The organism is Chitinophagales bacterium (assembly GCA_020636535.1).
In the GTDB taxonomy this organism is placed as follows: Bacteria; Bacteroidota; Bacteroidia; order Chitinophagales; family JADIYW01; genus JADJSS01.
Genome location: JACJXT010000011.1, coordinates 819,841 through 841,655, shown reverse-complemented (window position 1 = coordinate 841,655; position 21,815 = coordinate 819,841). Strand labels below are relative to the sequence as shown.

The window sequence follows — 21,815 nt, the reverse complement described above, 5'->3', positions numbered from 1 at the left end:
TGTGCTTGTTATGGTTTTGACTCTATTACATTGTCTACACTAATTACTTTAAATTCTGTACGACGATTGAGTTGATGTTCTGCTTCTGTACAAGTAACGCCATCTGCACATTTGTTTTTTAGTTTAGTTTCACCATATCCTTTTGGATACAATCTATCTTTACTAATATTGTGTGCCATTAACCATTCTACTACGCTTTGAGCTCTTTTTTGACTTAGTGTTTGATTGTATTTAGATGAACCTCTTGAATCTGTATGTGATGCAATTTCTACAATAGCATCTGGATTTCCATTTAAGAAAGTTAATAGTTTATTTAATTCTACTTCGCTTTCTGGTCTAATGTTCCATTTGTTTAAATCGTAGTAAATTCCTTTTAGCTCGATATATCCATCGTCACTGATATTATCAAATATATCTTCTACTTTTATGGTTTCTTTTTTAACTGGTTGTAAATTTACTGACAATACTTTTCCATTTTTTTCGCCACAAGATTTTAAACTTTCACAATCGTTTTTAGGTGAATAGTTAATTTGATTTGCTGTATAATCTTTAGCACTTAATGCAATGCTATAATCACAATCGCATTTTACTTCAAAACAAACTTCACCTTTGCTATTCGTTTGCAATTCTATCTTCTTTTCACAAGAACTATTAACTTCTACTTTTGCATTTGGAATGGCTTGTTTAGTTTCTGAATTAATAGCTTGAACTGAAACTGATACTGGTTTTACTTTATTCATATAAATAGTATCATAAATTGTTTCGCCAGCAGTCATGTCTTCTATATTTCTACAAGTTTTAGTATTTGGATAGTATCCTTGTGCTGTTGCATTAAAACAATAGTTGCCAGAAGCTGTAACATCAAATACAAAATCGCCATTACAGTCTGTTGTATAATTATTGATTGATTCATTATCTAATAACAACTGTACTGTACTATTACAAATTGGCTGCTTGGTATCTGCATCTACAATAAGTCCTTCGTAGTAAATTCCAGCATCTTTAAATGCATAGATATCATCTAGACCTTTTCCTCCACTTCTGTTTGAAGATAAATAACCTATGTTTCTTGCATTGCCATAGTAAATACCAAAATCATCGTAAGCACTATTAATTGGTGATTTCATATTTCGAACTGTTGCGACACTTCCATTTTCTATTGTAGTTCTAAAAACATCTAGTCCACCTAAACCGCCAAGTCCATCACTTGAAAAATAAAAAGATTTATCATCTTTATATAAGAAAGGAAACATCTCATCTCCTGCTGTATTGATTTTATTTCCTAAGTTTTTTGGTGTTGACCATTTTCCATCTTCTTTGGTAGTAACATATATATCTTTTCCTCCAAAACCACCAGGCATATCGCTTACAAAATACATGGTATTTCCATCTGAAGAAAGTGTTGGTTGTCCTACATTATAATCATCGCTATTAAACTCAAAAGGTGTTTCTTCGCTTCCATCTACATTAGCCAAATACATATTTTGAGTTGGCTTTAAGTTTTTAGCTGTTTTTACTTTTCCATCGTAGTAATTATTTCTAGTATAGTAAAATTGTTCTTGATTTGGTAAAAATGCTATCACACCATCGTGTAGTTTGGTATTTTTATCACTAAAAAAAACAGACGACTTATCTTTAAAATTGAGATTGCTTCCTTCTACAAAATACATATTAAAAAAAGATATACCTGTCCATGCACTTGTATTTTTAATAGCACCAGAACCACCTTTAGACGAAGTATATATTAATCCGTCTTTATATAAAACTGGTGAAAAATCATATTGTGCAGAATTAAAGTCTAAATTTTGTAATGAGAATCTATTTTTATCAGATGCATAATTGTCTATATTTTCTAGCACTTTAATTTGGTTACTTACAATTTGATTGCCATTTTCATTTAATACCAAATAGTTTTGATATTGTGCTAAAGCTTTATCGTAATTGCCTGTTGCATGCAACATTTCTGCATACTTTAAAACATAGTCTGCACTAGTAACTTTATTGAGTGTTGCATTAGCATATGCTTCTTTTGCATTTTCAAAATCTAAAGTTAATTTATAGCAGTCGCCTAATTTTGCATACGCATCGGCATCTGTACTGTTTTTTTTTAGATAAGTATTGTACAATGGAATTGCATCGGCATAATTCAAATTGTTATATGCTTCGTTGGCTTTATTAATACTGCTTGAATTAGTGGCATCTTGTGCTTTTGATCCAACACTTAAAATCAATAATAAAAATAATGTATATATGCTTATATTCTTTTTCATAGATTAATTTTTTCTTAGAAGAATCTTGGTGTATTTAATTTCTCTTTATTGAATGCAAAATCGTATCCGAGAATTACTTCATGACTTCCGTGATTGTAGTGTTGTAATTCTGACAATGAATAATCGTAAGAGTAGCCAATCATTAATTGTTTGGTTGCCCAAATTTCTAACATGGCAGCAATAGCATCATTAGCTTGTAGTGTAGTATTTAGTGATTTATTTTTGAATGTAGTTCTATAAGTAGCTCCGATATTAAATCGTTGTAAGAACATTAAACTCAAATTTAAATCTAACTCAAATGGAATTTTTTGATCGGTTGCTGTAATGTATTTTCCTAAGATTTGTGGTCTAATATCTAGTATTTTTCCTGCAGGAATTACACCACCAGTCATAATAAATAAATGTGGTGTTCTATGTGCAACAGCTACTAAATCGGAATTATTACTTTGAAGTTGATCTCTTACATCTTTACTAAATACATTGTACTTTATAAAGTTTGGCACACTTACTCCGAAATAAAAATTGGTATGATGTAAATATAGTCCTGCACCAACATCTGGCATTATTTTAGATACATTATTTTGATATATTACATCTCCATCGTCTTTTAATGGCACTTCTGTTAAATTGCTTTTATGCCACAAAATACCTGCATTAATACCAATGCCTAATTTCCATTTTTTGTCTTTAGTTAATGGTATTCTATAAGCATAACTAACATCGAACCAAGTTTGGTTGGTTACACCTAATCTATCATTGACCATATAAAAACCCATAGCAGAATTTTCATTTTTAAATGGACTGTTTAAACTAAGACCAGCTGTTTTAGGGGCACCATCAATACCTGTCCATTGGTCTCTATAAATTGCTCTAATACTTAGTACCTCTCTTGAGCCAGTATAACCAGCATTGATTGGCAATTTATTGAACATAAACTGTGTATATTGAGGTTCTTGTTGGGCATTTATTTTGTTCATCGAAACAAACAAAATAAGGAATAATATACTATATTTTATTTTCATATCTTTTATATTATCTTTTATAAATTTTTCTATCTAAATATTGTTAAATAACTAGATATATTAACATCTTCATCTAATAGATTAGTGTACTCTAATATATAATAGTAAGTTCCGTCTGGTAATTCTTCTCCTTTATAAATACCATTAAATTCACTGTTATAATTATCGTTTCTGTATACTTCAATTCCCCATCTGTTGTATACTCTAAATCTAATAACGCCATCTTTAGCTAATAGTTTCAAACATTCTACATCTAAATAATCATTCATTCCATCACCATTTGGCGAAATACCTTTGGCAATATCGCAACTACAATCTACAGTGGTAACTGTAAGCATTACTATACTATCGCATGAGTTGTTTGCTGTATAATGAATTTCATAAGTTCCAGCAGTTGAAATAGTTTGTCCATTGATCACTATTGGTTTATTAGAGCAAATCGTTGTATCAACATAAACTGAGTTTCGTTCACTACATACTATATCAATTATAATTTCTATAGTGTCGCAATTGGTTTGTGTTGCATCACATACTACTATACAAAGTGTGTCTTGACCTATAATTCCATTTGCTGTATAAGTTACACAACCTGTTGTAGCATCTATACTATAAGTTCCTAAACCACTTGTTGTTGTTTGGCTACCATCGCATAGTGTCCATACTCCGTCTGTAATATCAAATATTGTATCTAAACATACCGTTTCGGTACAAGTGTCGCAGACTTCTATTACTGGTATTGTATCTTTTGCTATTACTGTGATTGATACTTTTGTTGTATCGCACATTGCTAAATCTACATCACAAACAACTACACAGAAATCATCTGTACCAATGCTAGTACCTGTATATGTAATAGTTACACATGTTGCACTTACTGATGTTACTACTGGTAATGTAATATTATCAAGCGTTCCATTACACATTACTATGGTTGCATAATCTGCTGTCATGCCATTTTCTATTGGAATGCAAATACTGTCTGTTGCACCAACTTTTATAGTATCTGTAATTGTTTCTGTTGTAGGTAAAACAACCACTACTGGATGAATTGTATCGCATGTGCTTAGAGTGGCATCACAAACTACTATACATAGTGTATCTCGTCCTACAATTCCGTTTCCTGTATAAGTTACACAACCTGTAGTTTGGTCTATACCATAAGTACCCATTGCTGTAGTGGTTTGTTGTGTTCCATCGCAAAGTGTCCATACGCCATTATTGATATCGTAGATCGTATCTAAACATACGGTTACTGTACAGGTATCGCATGGTACTTCTATTATTGGTACTGTGTCTTGTGTTGTTACTGTGATTACAATTCTGTTCGTGTCGCACATGTCTAAGTCGGTATCGCAGATGATTACACATACTTCATCTGTTCCAATATTTGTTCCTGTGTAAGTTACCATTACACAGTTGCCATTAATAGTATATGTTGGTGTTGTGATATTGTCTAGTGTTCCTCCATCGCATGCTACAATCGTTACATTGTCTGGTGTCATACCATCTTCTATTGGTACGCAAATGCTATCAGTTACACCTATTGCTATACTGTCTGTTATAGTATCGTTAGTTGGTAAAACTACTACTACTGGTTTAATGGTATCGCAAGTTGTTTGTGTTGCATCACAAACTACTATACATAGTGTATCTCGTCCTACGATTCCGTTTCCTGTATAAGTTACACAACCTGAAGTTTGGTCTATACCATAAGTACCCATTGCTGTAGTGGTTTGTTGTGTTCCATCGCAAAGTGTCCATACACCATTATTGATATCGTAGATCGTATCTAAACATACGGTTACTGTACAGGTATCGCATGGTACTTCTATAATTGGTACTGTGTCTTGTGTTGTTACTGTGATTACAACTCTGTTCGTGTCGCAGATGTCTAAGTCGGTATCGCAGATGATTACACATACTTCATCTGTTCCAATATTTGTCCCTGTGTAAGTTACCATTACACAGTTGCCATTAATAGTATATGTTGGTGTTGTGATATTGTCTAGTGTTCCTCCATCGCATGCTACAATCGTTACATTGTCTGGTGTCATACCATCTTCTATTGGTACGCAAATGCTATCAGTTACACCTATTGCTATACTGTCTGTTATAGTATCGTTAGTTGGTAAAACTACTACTACTGGTTTAATGGTATCGCAAGTTGTTTGTGTTGCATCACAAACTACTATACATAGTGTATCTCGTCCTACGATTCCGTTTCCTGTATAAGTTACACAACCTGAAGTTTGGTCTATACCATAAGTACCCATTGCTGTAGTGGTTTGTTGTGTTCCGTCGCAAAGTGTCCATACACCATTATTGATATCGTAGATCGTATCTAAACATACGGTTACTGTACAGGTATCGCATGGTACTTCTATAATTGGTACTGTGTCTTGTGTTGTTACTGTGATTACAACTCTGTTCGTGTCGCAGATGTCTAAGTCGGTATCGCAGATGATTACACATACTTCATCTGTTCCAATATTTGTCCCTGTGTAAGTTACCATTACGCAGTTGCCATTAATAGTATATGTTGGTGTTGTGATATTGTCTAGTGTTCCTCCATCGCATGCTACAATCGTTACATTGTCTGGTGTCATACCATCTTCTATTGCTACACATATACTATCTGTTGTACCAATTTCTATTGTATCTGTAATTGTTTCTGTACTTGGTATTATAGCTACTACTACTGTTTGAGAATCACAAACAGTTTGTGCTGAATCACAAATTAATATACAAAGTGTATCTCTACCTATTGCTCCATTTGCAGTATAAGTAATGCATCCTGTAGTGCTATCTATAGTGTAGCTTCCTAAGCTAGATGTTGCTGTTTGACTACCATCGCATAATGTCCAATGTCCATTAGTAATATCATAGATAGTATCTAAACATACTGTTGTTGTACATGTATCACAAACATCTATTACTGGTACAGTATCTTTACTACATACATCTAAAGTAATAATTGTAGTAGTAATGCTATCACAACCAGCTGTAGTTTTACAAGTATCATTATAAGCTCCGGCTGTTTTATATACATTACCCGTACACATTATTATACTATCGCCATAACATAATGTTACATTTTCTGTATTTCTAATATAATCATCTACAATAAGCGTTAATCGAACTATACTATCGCATGGTTTAGTTGGTTGTAATATAGTGTCTAAGTATACGCCTGTGGCATTGAGTGACATTCCTCCAAAACTGTATGTTTGACCTGTGCAGATTGAAGCTGCTATTTCAAAGGTGTCTTGTGGTACTACGGTAAGTGTTAATCTTACTATACTATCGCAGTATTCTGTTGGTCGTGCTATTGTATCTAAGTAAATACCTGACTCGGTTAATACTAATCCACCAAATGTATAATCAGTTGTTGTTGCACAAATGGTATCTGATATGTCGAATGTGTCTTGTGGTATTACGGTAAGTGTTAATCGTACTATGCTATCGCATACTTCTGTTGGTCGTTCTATTGTATCTAAATAAACGCCTGTGGTATTCAGTGTTAATGCACCAAATGTATATGTTTCATTGGAGCAAATAGTATCTGCTATGTCGAATGTGTCTTGTGGTACTACGGTAAGTGTTAATCTCACTATACTATCGCATACTTCCGTTGGTCGTGCTATTGTAGCTAAGTATACGCCTGTGGTATTGAGTGACATTCCATCGAAACTATAGTTCTCGTTTGAACATATTGTTGCACTTATGTCTGTTGTGTCTTGTTGGATTACTGTTAAGGTTAATCGTACGATACTGTCGCATGACATTGGACGAGTTACTGTTTTAAAGTAAACGCCTGTGATATTCAATAACATACCATCGAAGCTATACGATTCGATTGAACAAATGGTATCTACTATGTCAAATGTATCTTTATCTACTACTGTTAAAGTTAATCGTACTATGCTATCGCATGGTTTAGTTGGTTGTAATATAGTGTCTAAGTATACGCCTGTGGCATTGAGTGACATTCCTCCAAAACTGTATGTTTGACCTGTGCAGATTGAAGCTGATATTTCAAAGGTGTCTTGTGGTACTACGGTAAGTGTTAATCTTACTATACTATCGCAGTATTCTGTTGGTCGTGCTATTGTATCTAAGTAAATTCCTGACTCGGTTAATACTAATCCACCAAATGTATAATCAGTTGTTGTTGCACAAATAGTATCTGCTATGTCGAATGTGTCTTGTGGTATTACGGTAAGTGTTAATCGTACTATGCTATCGCATACTTCTGTTGGTCGTTCTATTGTATCTAAATAAACGCCTGTGGTATTCAGTGTTAATGCACCAAATGTATATGTTTCATTGGAGCAAATAGTATCTGCTATGTCGAATGTGTCTTGTGGTACTACGGTAAGTGTTAATCTCACTATACTATCGCATACTTCCGTTGGTCGTGCTATTGTAGCTAAGTATACGCCTGTGGTATTGAGTGACATTCCATCGAAACTATAGTTCTCGTTTGAACATATTGTTGCACTTATGTCTGTTGTGTCTTGTTGGATTACTGTTAAGGTTAATCGTACGATACTGTCGCATGACATTGGACGAGTTACTGTTTTAAAGTAAACGCCTGTGATATTCAATAACATACCATCGAAGCTATACGATTCGATTGAACAAATGGTATCTACTATGTCAAATGTATCTTTATCTACTACTGTTAAAGTTAATCGTACTATGCTATCGCATGGTTTAGTTGGTTGTAATATAGTGTCTAAGTATACGCCTGTGGCATTGAGTGACATTCCTCCAAAACTGTATGTTTGACCTGTGCAGATTGAAGCTGATATTTCAAAGGTGTCTTGTGGTACTACGGTAAGTGTTAATCTTACTATACTATCGCAGTATTCTGTTGGTCGTGCTATTGTATCTAAGTAAATTCCTGACTCGGTTAATACTAATCCACCAAATGTATAATCAGTTGTTGTTGCACAAATAGTATCTGCTATGTCGAATGTGTCTTGTGGTATTACGGTAAGTGTTAATCGTACTATGCTATCGCATACTTCTGTTGGTCGTTCTATTGTATCTAAATAAACGCCTGTGGTATTCAGTGTTAATGCACCAAATGTATATGTTTCATTGGAGCAAATAGTATCTGCTATGTCGAATGTGTCTTGTGGTACTACGGTAAGTGTTAATCTCACTATACTATCGCATACTTCCGTTGGTCGTGCTATTGTAGCTAAGTATACGCCTGTGGTATTGAGTGACATTCCATCGAAACTATAGTTCTCGTTTGAACATATTGTTGCACTTATGTCTGTTGTGTCTTGTTGGATTACTGTTAAGGTTAATCGTACGATACTGTCGCATGACATTGGACGAGTTACTGTTTTAAAGTAAACGCCTGTGATATTCAATAACATACCATCGAAGCTATACGATTCGATTGAACAAATGGTATCTACTATGTCAAATGTATCTTTATCTACTACTGTTAAAGTTAATCGTACTATGCTATCGCATGGTTTAGTTGGTTGTAATATAGTGTCTAAGTATACGCCTGTGGCATTGAGTGACATTCCTCCAAAACTGTATGTTTGACCTGTGCAGATTGAAGCTGATATTTCAAAGGTGTCTTGTGGTACTACGGTAAGTGTTAATCTTACTATACTATCGCAGTATTCTGTTGGTCGTGCTATTGTATCTAAGTAAATTCCTGACTCGGTTAATACTAATCCTCCAAATGTATAATCAGTTGTTGTTGCACAAATAGTATCTACTATGTCGAATGTGTCTTGTGGTATTACGGTAAGTGTTAATCGTACTATGCTATCGCATACTTCTGTTGGTCGTTCTATTGTATCTAAGTAAACGCCTGTGGTATTCAGTGTTAATGCACCAAATGTATATGTTTCATTGGAGCAAATAGTATCTGCTATGTCGAATGTGTCTTGTGGTACTACGGTAAGTGTTAATCTCACTATACTATCGCAATTACCTATTCTTGGAATAGTATCTAAGTAGACACCACTTGTATTTAATTCTTGTTCATTGAATAGATAAGTTGAAGTTGCACAGATAGTGTCTGCTATTTCAAAAGTATCAATTGGTGCTAATACATAAGCAAACGAATAGTATTGACCATCGACAAAATCGTACTGAGCAGACAATAATCCAGCACCTGCATCAGTCATTAATATTTCTGTAGTATTAGCCGTAAAATCATCATTGTTTCCAGTACTATCAATTACCAAATAAATAGCTGTTATTGTTGCTGTAGTGATATCTGGAATAGTAATGGTAACATTTCCAATAGATCCTGTTTCTTCTACTTTCCATTTTCTATCCATAATTTTCATACAACTAAGTGTAGCAAGTGTTTGGGAAGTATATGCTTCTGTAAATGTAGTATCTTGACCATTGTGACCAGCAACCCAATAACTATTATTTGCATCAAATGAATTCATATTAGCACTATTTGAAGTTGCTAAACCATCATTTAAGCTGACTGCAGGTTGGAAACCAATATTTACACTTTTTGATTGTTTTTGAATTAAGCCAGAACAAGTATCAACGCCAATACCTGCAATATCGTGATTGTAAGCTCCATAAGTAGAAGCAGCATATACTACTGTACCATCACTTGCTGTATAATCATTATATTGTCTTTGATCTAAAGTAATACCATATTTAATTGCGAGATAAGAGTTTACTTTTAGTTGTTCTGCTGCTGTAAGTACTCTATCGTAAATTAAAATTTCACCTACGAGACCATGCCAATCTTCCTCTAGTAATCCACCACTATTACCAACATATAGTTGATTTCCGAGTTGTGCTTGCTGAGCTGCATCTAATTGCATCATTGCACTATATCCATCAACTTGACTATTTACATTATTTGTTCCACCTACTGTATTTAAAGATGAGGATCCAAATATTTGAGATTGTTGATTTGTACCTCCATTGGTTCCATTATATGTAATAAAACTAGAATTATAATCTCCGAATGGAGAAGAGCCACCCAAATATGGTGTCCAATAATTTCCAGTTGAATTATCTGGAGCAGTAGCACCATTAAAATCGAATGTTGGATAATCACCTGTGCTACCCATTCCCATAAAACCTTTTAAACGGAATACATTAGCAGGAGCATCTAAATCTTTGGCTACACTTATTAATTGGAAAGCACTAGTATTGTCAAAGTATCTAGTTGAGTTATATAATATTCTTGAAACTGAACCTGGATAGTATGCAAAATAAAGAGCAGGATTATTGTTCATCAATGAGTCGTTCAACATTAATGTTGGTTTATTGACTCCTTGAGTTGGATGATTGGTTAAATTTCTTTTTCCTATGGCATCTTTCCATGTTGACACTGAACCACCATTTGTAGTTATTTGATTATTGCTAGCATCTAAAACATTTTCTCCTGCTTTGTACCATGCTACGAGATTTGAAAGCACACCACCTGGACCTATTGAGTTTCCTGCTAGTGTAAAATAATCATCATTAGAGAGTGAAACATCTTCAAATCTTACTGTTGAATCATTTAATAAAATTGGTATTATGGTTGATACTGTTGCTCCACTCATATCATCATCTCCATTTCTAATTAATAATTTCCAATCTGATAATGAACTTTTGTATGGTAGTTTATTGAGATTAAAATCTAAATCTACCAAACCTACATCTCCAGTTTCTTGTGTATGCCAAATTCTTTCGAGACGACTTGGACATAGTAAATCTATAGTTGGTAAGTTTGTTGTATTTAAAGTTAATGCTGAATCATTGTTTGCCCAAAGAAGAAACTCAAAGTTAGTAACATTAGCTGTATCTGCAGTCATAGTTACTACTGCATCCTCGTTAGCACTAGTTGATTTTAATTGTATTAAACTAGAACAAGAATCGATACCAATACCTGCAATGTCGTGGTCGTAAGCTCCATAAGTAGAAGCAGCATAAAGCGAAGTTCCATTACTTGCTATATAATCGTTGATTTGTCTTTGATCTAAAGTAATACCATATTTAATGGCGAGATAAGAGTTTACTTTTAGTAATTCTACCGAATCTAATTTTCTGTTGTATATAATAACTTCATTAACGAGACCTTTAAAATACTCTCCTCCTGTATTCCCAACATCTACTCCATCACCTATGCTAGTATTAGTAACTCCATTTGCAACTAAATCAGTTTGTTCTCTATATCCATCAACATTTGAGAATATATTATTTGCAGCACCTCCATTTGGAGTGGACATACTATAAATTTGTGCTTGCTGATTATTACCGCCTGCAAAACCATTATATAGTATTGCATTAGATCCATACCAACCAGCACCTCCACCAGCCATATAAGGTAACCAACCTGAAGTAGAATAGTCATTCATACCAAAAGCAGGAATATTTCCACCTCCCATTCCTAAGATTTCACTAGGAGAGTTTTTTGCTTTTTGTTGTACACCAACAGCCAACATCTCAAAACCATCTGTGCTAGGAAATAATCTAGTTGTATTTTCTAAACGATCATCAGTTCCATCAAATTCTATAGATGGATTATTGTTGACTAATTTATTTGCTGTTGTGTTATAAAATATTGGCTTGTATGTTGCAGTAGTTGTTGCTACATTGTAAGTACTTCCACTAACGCTATTTTTCCAAAGACCTATGGTATCTCCATTATTCTCGTAGTTAATATCATTGGCTTTGTACCAAGCCGCCAAGTTTCCACCTACTCCACCTGGAGCATATACCGTTCCTGCAAAAGTAAAGAATTGACCATCGGTAAAATCTACTGTAGCTAATAAGTTACCATTACCATCATCTACCAAAGGAATCTCTGTTGGTGTACCAGTTGAGAAATCATCACTATTGTGTACCAATAAATATTGAGCATTGGCTGGTGCTTGAACAGTTACAGTTCCTACGCTTCCTGTTTCTTGTACATTCCAAATTCTATTCATGTGATAAATACAAATACCTGAGAATGAATTTAGTGTATAATTTACGCCATAAGTTGCAGCAGCTCCATTATCGCCCCAAATCATAAAACTTTCATCTGTAAAAGTACTTGTATTTGAAGCATTATCTGTTGGTAAACCAGCAGTTTGATTATCATTATAAATAGTAATAACATTTGTAGTATTGGTAGATTGTGATTGTTTTTGTAATAATGATTGACAATCTTCTCGACCTATACCTGCTATATTATTGTCATATCCACTACCTACTAACCAAATAGTATCTCCTTTACCTGATAAATAATTGTGTGATAAAGTTGTACCATAGCGAATAGCTAAGTAAGTTTCTACACGCTGTTTTTCTAATTCCGTTAAATTTCTATCATATAAGATTACTTCTGCTATATCTCCATTCCAAATTTCCACACCTTGATAAGAACCTACTGAAAACATACCATCTGAAACACCACCATTTCCTACTAGTGTAAAGTCTGTATTGGCAAAGTCATTTAATGTTCCATCTAATCGCATTTGGCTACCACCATTTGTTCCTCCATTCCAAGCCCATCCATATACTTGATTAATATCTTTTTTAATTGAATTACTATGATATGTTGGATTTGGAGAACTACCATTCATCCAAAGCATCATTTGATTATTTAAGATTCCCATGTGTGGATTATCTATTCCTAATACTGCTAGATTTTCGTAACCTCCGTTATCTATATTATTATTAGCTGCACCGAATACTGTACCTGAAGATGTTGTGGTAATAAATCGTGTTGATTGATAAGTTAAATATTTTAAAGCATCAAAAGTCAATGTTGGATTAAAATTCATTAAACTATCTGCTGTAGGACGACTTCCTACAGTTGTTTGAGATAGATTATATGGCGTAAGTGTTTGATCTTCCCATGAGCTTACTGGATTTCCTATAACACCTGCATCTGCTTTATACCATGCTAATAAGTTAGCAGTTACACAACCTGGACCAGTAACAGCTGCTCCAAAGGTAAAGTATTGACCATCGGTTAAATCTACAGTAGCCAATAAATTACCATTACCATCATCTACTAGAGGAATTTCTGTTGGTGTACCTGTTGAGAAATCTGCACTATTATGTACTAGTAAATATTCTGCATTAGCAGGAGCTTTAATAGTAACTGTTCCTACAGTTCCTGTTTCTTGTACATTCCAAATTCTACTCATATGATAGAAAGAACTATTTGAGAATGTATTTGGACTATAAGACACACCATAACTTGTGGAACTTCCGTTATCTCCCCAAACCATGAAACTTTCATTTGTACTAAAGGCACTTGTATTAGAAACATTATCTGTTGGTAAACCAGCAGTTTGGTCACCATTATATATAGTTATAACATTTGTAGTATTGGTGGATTGTGATTGTTTTTGTAGTAGTAATTGACAATCTTCTCGACCTATACCTGCTATATTATTATCGTATCCACCACCTGTATACCATATGGTATCACTTTTACCTGACAAATAGTTGTGAGATAAAGTTGTACCATAGCGAAGTGCCATATAAGTTTCTACTCTTTGTTTCTCTTCTTCTGTTAAATTTCTATCATATAATATAACTTCTGCTATATCTCCATTCCAAATTTCCACACCTTGATAAGAACCTACTGAAAACATACCATCTGAAACACCTCCATTTCCTACAAGAGTAAAATCTGTTGTTGGAAAATCATTTAATATTCCATCTAACCTTAATTGACTACCTGCGTTTGATCCACCATTCCATGACCATCCGTATACTTGATTAATATCTTTTGTAATGGTATTAGCATGATTTACTTGTATTGGCGAACTTCCATTCATGTACATCATCATTGTACTATTTTGAATACCCATGTGTGGATTATCAATTCCTAAGTCTGCTAAGTTTTCATAGCCACCAGCATCTATATTGTTATTAGCAGCACCAAATACCGTACCTGGTGAAGTTGTACTTATAAAACGACCTGCTTGGTAAGTTAAATAATAATTGGCATCGAAAGTAAGTGTTGGATTAAAATTCATTAAAGCACCTGTAGTTGGTCTGCTACCTGCTGTTGGCTGTTGCAAATTATAAGCTGGAACTGTTTGATCTTCCCATGTACTTACTGGACCACCTACAACACCTGCATCTGCTTTATACCACGCGAGTAAATTGGCAGACACACAACCAGGTGCAAATAATGGTTGAACAATAGTAAAATAGTCTCCATCTTGAAAATCATATTGTGCAGTAAGATTACCATTACCATCACTTGTCATTAAGATTTCTGTAGTTCCAGCACCAAATGTAGCTACATTATTAATTACAAGGTAAGTAGATGTAGCCGTAGATGCCGTTGTAGTAGGAAAAGAAACAGTAACAGTACCCACAGTTCCTGTTTCTTGTACTTTCCATACTCTATCTAATATATAAATAGGTGTGGTAGAAGAAAACGTAATTGGTGTGTACATGTTGGTAAAATCTACATCTGCACCATTGTGACCTGCAACAAGAAAGCTATTGTCTGCTGCAAATATATTTGTGTTGGTAGTATTACTTGTAGCCAATCCATCATTTAAGCTAATAGCAGGTTGGAAACCACCATTTATACTTTTAGACTGTTTTTGATTTAAACCAGCAGTATTATCTTGACCTATACCAAAAATATCATAAGCATAAGTAGTATTTGCTGTTCCATCCCAAATTACAGTTCCATTACTGGCTACATAATTAAAATTATTACCATTTTGATTGATGAAGCCATTGCCTTGACCTAGTGTGATACCATATTTAATTGCAAGGTAAGATTGAATTTTATTAGCTTCTGCATCTGTAATGTTTCTATCATAAGCAATAACTTCTGCAATATTGCCTACCCAATGTTCTGCAGAATTGGCTGGTGAGGTTGCATCTGCTCCGACTACAAAAGCCCCAAAATGATAATCGCGACCAGTAGATGCAGCATTTTGATTTATATAAGACCAAAATGGAATAGGTGCACTTTTATAGCCATCTGTATAAGTGAACATGGTATCTGTTGCTAATTTGTTTGCAGAACGCATCCCTACAATTTGTGTTTGTGCTTTTTGCACTTTTTCATCTCTTGTAAAATTAGTTCCATTCCAATAAGCACCAGTAGAAATACCATAAGATGTTCCTTTTCCAAATGTGCCTCTATCTCCGCTACCTACAATACCATAAGGTGTTATTGAGTTATCAGTTAAATTGTCATTATTCTTATATAAAGAAAAATAATCCAATACTGTGTGTGAGCTAAAAAATGCATTATAACCAACATCTGTTGCACTGTCTAATGCAACTATAAAAAAAGCATAGCTAGAATCTTTAGGCATTAATCTTGTAGCATTTCCTATACAATCGTCTGTACCATCAAAACGCAATGATGGATTATAGTTGATTAGCTGATTAGCTGCTGTACTATAAAAAACAGGCTGTTTAGTTGTTGTTGGTTGTGCTAAATTATAAGAACCAGCTTGATTTAACCAAGCATCAACGGTTTGACCATTTGTAGCATTTACACTTGTATTTTGAACACCTGCATCTGCCTTATACCATGCCTTTAAACTATCATTTACTCCGCCTGGAGATTGAGCGTTTACTGAAAAATAGAGTAGAGTAAACAAAAGTGTAATTAGTATTGTTCGCTTCATAATATTAATTATTGGTTAAAATTAGTTAAAGAAAAAGTTAGTTTTGTTATCTTTAGATAAGAAAAATATTCCTATTATATGTAAAATAAATATAATATGAATAAAACACACAAACAAAAAGAACTATTAATATTATTAAAGATGAAAATTTGTAAAAAATAGTTGCTAATAGTTAAAAGAAAATATTCTAGTCCAAAATAAATCATATTATTGTTTTACTAAAACATAATTATTATAATATCATAATGCACTACCTTTTTCATTAATACCAACTTAATCCAACTACAAATTCAAATTTTTATATTTGCAATTAAATATTTTATATGGAATTGCCTAAGAATTTGATTTATGCAGAGATTGAAAAAAAATGGTATCAACATTGGTTAGATAAAGACTACTTCTCCTCTATTCCAGATGAAAGAACACCTTTTACCATAGTCATTCCACCACCAAATGTTACAGGTGTTTTACACATGGGACACATGCTTAACAATACCATACAAGATATTTTAATTCGTAAAGCAAGATTACAAGGTTATAATGCCTGTTGGGTTCCAGGAACAGATCATGCTTCTATTGCTACCGAAGCTAAAGTTGTCAATCTATTAAAAGAGCAACAAGGTAAAACCAAACAAGAAATTGGCAGAGCCGAATTTTTAAAATTGGCCTTCGATTGGAAAGAAAAATATGGTGGCATTATCTTAGACCAATTAAAAAAATTAGGTGCTTCTTGCGATTGGAAAAGAACTCGTTTTACTATGGACGAAAGTTTATCTAAAGCTGTCATTCAATCATTTATAGATTTATATAATAAAGGTTTAATTTATCGTGGTGTACGAATGACCAATTGGGATCCTGTTGCTAAAACTGCTGTTTCTGATGAAGAAGTTATTCACAAAGAAGTAAATTCTAATTTATATTATGTAAAATATCAAATAGAAAATAGCGAAGAATTTATAACCATTGCTACAACACGACCAGAAACTATTATGGGCGATACTGCTGTTTGTGTCAACCCAAATGATGAAAGATATAAACAACTTATAGGAAAAAATGTTATTGTTCCAATTGTAAATCGTAGTGTGCCAGTTATTGCTGATGATTATATTGAAATTGATTTTGGTACTGGAACACTTAAAGTAACACCAGCTCATGATATTAACGATTATAATATAGGACAAAAACACAATATTGCTACAATAGATGTATTGAACGACGATGGAACTATTAATAAACATGGTCTGCAATATGAAGGTTTAGATAGGTTTGTTGCTAGAAAAAAAGTAGCAGCAGATTTAGAAGAACAAGGTTTATTAGTAAAAACCGAGCCAATTAAAAATAAAGTAGGATTTAGTGAAAGAACTGATGCTGTTATTGAACCTAGATTAACTAAGCAATGGTTTTTAAAGATGGATGATTTGGCAAAACCAGCTTTAGAACATGTAATGAATGATGATATACAATTTTTTCCACCACGATTCAAAAATTTATACAAGCATTGGCTAGAAAATATTAGAGATTGGTGTATTTCTCGTCAATTATGGTGGGGACAACAAATTCCTGCTTTCTACGATGAAAATGAAAACTATGTTATAGCAAAAGATTTAGCAAGTGCTCAAAAATTATATCAAGAAAAATATAATAAAACAGCAAACTTAACACAAGATGAAGATGTGGTAGATACTTGGTTTTCTTCTTGGTTGTGGCCAATTTCTGTTTTCGATGGATTTGAATCTGATAAGGAAATAAATTATTACTATCCAACTAATGTATTAGTAACAGGTTGGGATATTATTTTCTTTTGGGTGGCTAGAATGATAATGGCTGGTTATGAGTTTAAAAATGAAAAACCATTTCAACAAGTATATTTTACTGGAATGGTTAGAGATAATAAAGGCAGAAAAATGTCTAAATCACTTGGTAACTCTCCAGATCCTTTAGAATTAATCGACCGATTTAGTGCTGATGGTGTACGAGTTGGAATTTTACTAGCAGCACCTGCAGGAAATGATATTTTGTTTGATGAAAAACTCTGTGAACAAGGTAGAAATTTCTCTAATAAAATATGGAATGCACTTCGTTTAATTAAAGGTTGGCAAGTTGAAGCTAGAACTAATAATAACTTAGAACCTGCAATTGCTTTGATAGAAAACAAACTACAACAGCTTAAAGAAAATTTAGAGCAATTGCATAGTCAGTTTAGATTATCAGAAGCATTAATGGAATTGTATAAATTTATTTGGGATGATTTTTGTTCTTGGTACTTAGAATTTATTAAACCAAACTTTGGTGATGCTATAGATCAAACAACTTATAATAAAACTATCAATATATTTAATGAATTGATGATTTTATTGCATCCGTTTATGCCATTTTTAACAGAAGAAATTTATCATCAATTAAATGAAACTAATGAAGATATTATTGTAGCAAAATATCCTGCAATTAATAAATACGATGCTACTATAATTAATGATGGAGAACATATAAAAGCTGCTATTACAAGTATAAGAGAAGTTAGAAACAAAAATCAAATTTCGCCAAAAGTAGAACTTAAAGTTTATATAGATACTAATAATCAATCATTATATAATAATTATGAGTATTTAATTAAAAAGACTGCCAATTTATCTTCCATTGAGTTTGTTAATCAAGAAGTAGAAAATACCATTACACAATTAGTAGATAAAGATAAATTATATATAGAAACTGGAATTGAAATTGATGTGGAAGCAGAAAAAGAAAAAATTGAAAAAGACATTCAATATTTTGAAGGATTCATTGCTTCCATACAAAAGAAACTAAGCAACGAAAAGTTTGTACAAAATGCCAAAGCAGAAATTGTAGAAACCGAAAGAAAAAAATTGCAAGATGGTTTAGATAAACTACAAGCATTACAAGAAACACTTAAACAATTGTAAACTTATTTTGTTAAATATATCAAGATGAAAATAGTAAACATATTTATTGCCTTAGTTTTTTTAACTAGTGCGTGCAAAAGCAATAACAATCAAAATGCAGAAAGTCAATCGCCAATTGCTACAACAATTAATATAACTGATTTCGACACCAAACTACACGAAGCAACAAATGCACAGTTAATTGATGTAAGAACACCAGAAGAATATAATGGTGGACACATTGAAAATGCTATTAATTATAATTGGAATGGCGATTTTAAAACACAGATTGAAAATTTAGATAAAGACCAACCTGTTTTTATTTACTGTCTTTCTGGTGGAAGAAGTGGACAAGCAATGAACTATTTACAATCGCAAGGTTTTAAAGAAGTGTACAATTTACAAGGTGGTGTTATGGCTTGGGAAAATGCAGGAAAAACCTTAACACAATCAACATCAAATACAGAAAAAGAGAATACATTAAGTACTGATGACTATCAAAAATTAACTACAAGTAGCAATTTGGTATTAGTAGATTTCTTTGCTCCATGGTGTGCTCCTTGTAAAAAATTAAGTCCAATTGTAGAAGAATTAGAACAAACAATGAATGGCACATTTAAACTACAAAAAATTAATTACGACGATAATAAAGATTTAGCAAAAAGTAATGGCGTTGTAGCAATTCCTGTTTTAATTTTATACAAAGCTGGCAAAGAAGTTTGGAGACAAAATGGTTTAGCAGATAAAGCAACTATTAAAGCAGCTATAAATCAGTTTAAGTAATTTCCGTCATGTCAAGTGTCTTTCCACTTAACATATTCCAACAAAAAAGCTATCGCATTAAACGATAGCTTTTTTCTAAATCCATTTTGGATTTTATTTTTAAACCTTATTACACTTCCAAATCTTTAAATAAAGTCATAAACTGAAGCATCGCTCCTAAGTTGCTAATCTTAATTTTTCCCATCATTACGCTCATTTGTTTATTCTCTCTACCTAGTTCAGCATCTTCAAAATCAGTAGCTGTAGAAGTAATTACACAATTTGCTTCACCAACTAAACCTTCTTCTACAGTACAAGTTCCATGATCTACTTTAACTGTAAAATCGCCACCACCTTCACCTTCAATCTGAAAATGAAACACACCTTGAGCATCTTGTGCTTCTTCTTGTTTAAGTCTTTCTGGCAATGCCAAAATTATTTCTTTTGCTGTCATAAATTAATTTTTTATCAAACATAAATATTTTTAAAGAATAAACAAACATTCTACCAATCGTTTGGTAAAAAAATACGCTAAAAGTATTGCAATTATTAATTATTAACCTTTACATAATATACATTGTCTAAATTTATTGAACAATCGTTTGGTAAAAAAACACATTAATTATAAATTTGGTTAGATTAATTACTATGGCAATAATCAAAACAAAAGTAAACACCAATGGTACAGCATATAAAGAGAACTATCAAAAAATGCTGGAGAAATTGGACGAGTTAAAAAAACATTTAGATAAATCTTTATATCAAGGTGAAGATAGACACATCGAAAAAGCAAAGTCTAAAGGCAAGTTCTTAGCTAGAGAACGCATTGAGTTGTTATTAGACCAAGACTCACCTTTTTTAGAATTATTGCCTTTAGCTGGATTAGGTGTTAAAGGTGGTTTTGGTACTGGTGGAACTATGGTTGCTGGTATTGGTTTTGTAAGTAATAAATTGTGTATGATTACAGCCAATGTTGGTACTAACAAAGGTGGTGCTATCGATATTGCTACACTTAAAAAAGCATTGCGTATTGGTGAAATTGCTAATGAAAACAATTTGCCTTCTATAAATTTGGTAGAAAGTGCTGGTGCTAATTTACCAGACCAAGCTCAAGTGTTTAATTTAGGTGGAAATAATTTTAAAGAAATTACAAGGCGTTCTAAAAAAGGAATTCCTACTATTTCTATTGTGTTTGGAAATTCTACTGCTGGTGGTGCATACATTCCTGGTATGTCCGATTATACTATTTTTATTAAAGATAAAGCTAAAGTGTTTTTAGCTGGACCACCATTGGTTAAAATGGCTACTAACGAAATTGTAGATGATGAAACTTTAGGTGGTGCTGATATGCATAGCAAAATTTCTGGCGTTTGCGATTATTTGGCTCAAGATGAATTAGATGGTATTCGCATTGCTAGAGAATTAATTGAACAACTAAATGTAGTTGACAATCATTATACGATTAATCATTATAAAGAACCTTTATATAATAAAGAAGAATTACTAGGTATTGTTTCGGCAGATCCAAAAGTGCCTTTCGATGCAAGAGAAGTCATTGCAAGAATTGTAGATGCTTCTGATTTTCACGAATTTAAAAAAGATTATGGCACTACTCTCGTTTGTGGTTTTGCTAAGATTCAAGGTTATCCAATTGCTATACTTGCTAACAATGGTGTTTTATTCAATGATTCTGCCAATAAAGGTGCTCATTTTATTCAACTATGTAATATGAATAATACACCTATATTGTTTTTACAAAATATTACTGGATTTATGGTTGGTAAAGATTACGAACAAAATGGTATGATTAAAGATGGTGCTAAAATGATTAATGCAGTGTCTAATTCTACTGTTCCAATGTTTACCATTATAATGGGTGCAAGTTATGGTGCTGGTAATTATGCTATGTGTGGTAGAGCTTATAATCCACGATTTTTGTTTACTTATCCAAACTCTATGATTGCCGTAATGGGTGCTGAACAATTGGCTGGTGTAATGCAAATGGTAAGTACCGAAGCAGCAATAAAACAAGGTAAAACCATTGACGAACAACAGGCAGAGCAAATGAAACAGTTTATGAAAATGGAAATTGAAAAACAAAGCAATGCCTTTTTTGCTTCTGGTCAGTTGTGGGACGATGGCATTATCGATCCAAGAGATACTAGAACAGTGATGAGCTTTGTATTGGCCTTGACTTATCTCAATGATATTGAAGGCAAACAGTCGTGGGGAATTTTTAGAATGTAATTATATATA

At 33.1% G+C, this 21,815-nt stretch carries 7 protein-coding genes; 3 read left to right on the top strand and 4 right to left on the bottom strand.

From position 1 onward, the window contains the following. Positions 1 to 8 precede the first annotated feature (8 nt). From H6553_03960 to H6553_03950, 3 genes are all read right to left on the bottom strand, one after another. Positions 9 to 2,270, bottom strand: coding sequence for an OmpA family protein (locus tag H6553_03960; protein ID MCB9032971.1), 2,262 nt, complete (start codon positions 2,268 to 2,270; stop codon positions 9 to 11). Positions 2,271 to 2,284: 14 nt separating this feature from the next. Next, positions 2,285 to 3,247 (bottom strand): type IX secretion system membrane protein PorP/SprF, encoded by a 963-nt coding sequence (locus H6553_03955; protein ID MCB9032970.1) that lies wholly within the window; start codon positions 3,245 to 3,247, stop codon positions 2,285 to 2,287. A gap of 74 nt (positions 3,248 to 3,321) precedes the next feature. Further along, the gene (locus H6553_03950; GenBank protein ID MCB9032969.1) at positions 3,322 to 15,897 is read right to left on the bottom strand and encodes a gliding motility-associated C-terminal domain-containing protein; all 12,576 of its coding nucleotides are present in this window, start codon (positions 15,895 to 15,897) and stop codon (positions 3,322 to 3,324) included. A 323-nt stretch (positions 15,898 to 16,220) separates the two neighbouring features. Here H6553_03950 and H6553_03945 point away from each other — a divergent pair, with 323 nt between their 5' ends. After that, the gene (locus tag H6553_03945; protein ID MCB9032968.1) at positions 16,221 to 18,818 is read left to right on the top strand and encodes a valine--tRNA ligase; all 2,598 of its coding nucleotides are present in this window, start codon (positions 16,221 to 16,223) and stop codon (positions 18,816 to 18,818) included. 24 nt (positions 18,819 to 18,842) lie between these two features. Then, on the top strand, positions 18,843 to 19,580 hold the full coding sequence (trxA, locus tag H6553_03940; GenBank protein MCB9032967.1) for a thioredoxin: 738 nt from the start codon (positions 18,843 to 18,845) through the stop codon (positions 19,578 to 19,580). A gap of 109 nt (positions 19,581 to 19,689) precedes the next feature. Here the strand turns inward: trxA and H6553_03935 are convergent, their stop codons facing one another. Then, on the bottom strand, positions 19,690 to 20,013 hold the full coding sequence (locus H6553_03935; GenBank protein MCB9032966.1) for an SCP2 sterol-binding domain-containing protein: 324 nt from the start codon (positions 20,011 to 20,013) through the stop codon (positions 19,690 to 19,692). A 194-nt stretch (positions 20,014 to 20,207) separates the two neighbouring features. Here H6553_03935 and H6553_03930 point away from each other — a divergent pair, with 194 nt between their 5' ends. Further along, positions 20,208 to 21,806 (top strand): acyl-CoA carboxylase subunit beta, encoded by a 1,599-nt coding sequence (locus H6553_03930; GenBank protein ID MCB9032965.1) that lies wholly within the window; start codon positions 20,208 to 20,210, stop codon positions 21,804 to 21,806. Positions 21,807 to 21,815 lie beyond the last annotated feature (9 nt).

What these genes read in the sequence shown, in the direction of transcription:
- H6553_03960 (MCB9032971.1), bottom strand. Translation starts at nt 2,270, where the DNA reads ATGAAAAAGAATATAAGCATATATACATTATTTTTATTATTGATTTTA.
- H6553_03955 (MCB9032970.1), bottom strand. Translation starts at nt 3,247, where the DNA reads ATGAACAAAATAAATGCCCAACAAGAACCTCAATATACACAGTTTATG.
- H6553_03950 (MCB9032969.1), bottom strand. Translation starts at nt 15,897, where the DNA reads ATGAAGCGAACAATACTAATTACACTTTTGTTTACTCTACTCTATTTT.
- H6553_03945 (MCB9032968.1), top strand. Translation starts at nt 16,221, where the DNA reads ATGGAATTGCCTAAGAATTTGATTTATGCAGAGATTGAAAAAAAATGG.
- trxA (MCB9032967.1), top strand. Translation starts at nt 18,843, where the DNA reads ATGAAAATAGTAAACATATTTATTGCCTTAGTTTTTTTAACTAGTGCG.
- H6553_03935 (MCB9032966.1), bottom strand. Translation starts at nt 20,013, where the DNA reads ATGACAGCAAAAGAAATAATTTTGGCATTGCCAGAAAGACTTAAACAA.
- H6553_03930 (MCB9032965.1), top strand. Translation starts at nt 20,208, where the DNA reads ATGGCAATAATCAAAACAAAAGTAAACACCAATGGTACAGCATATAAA.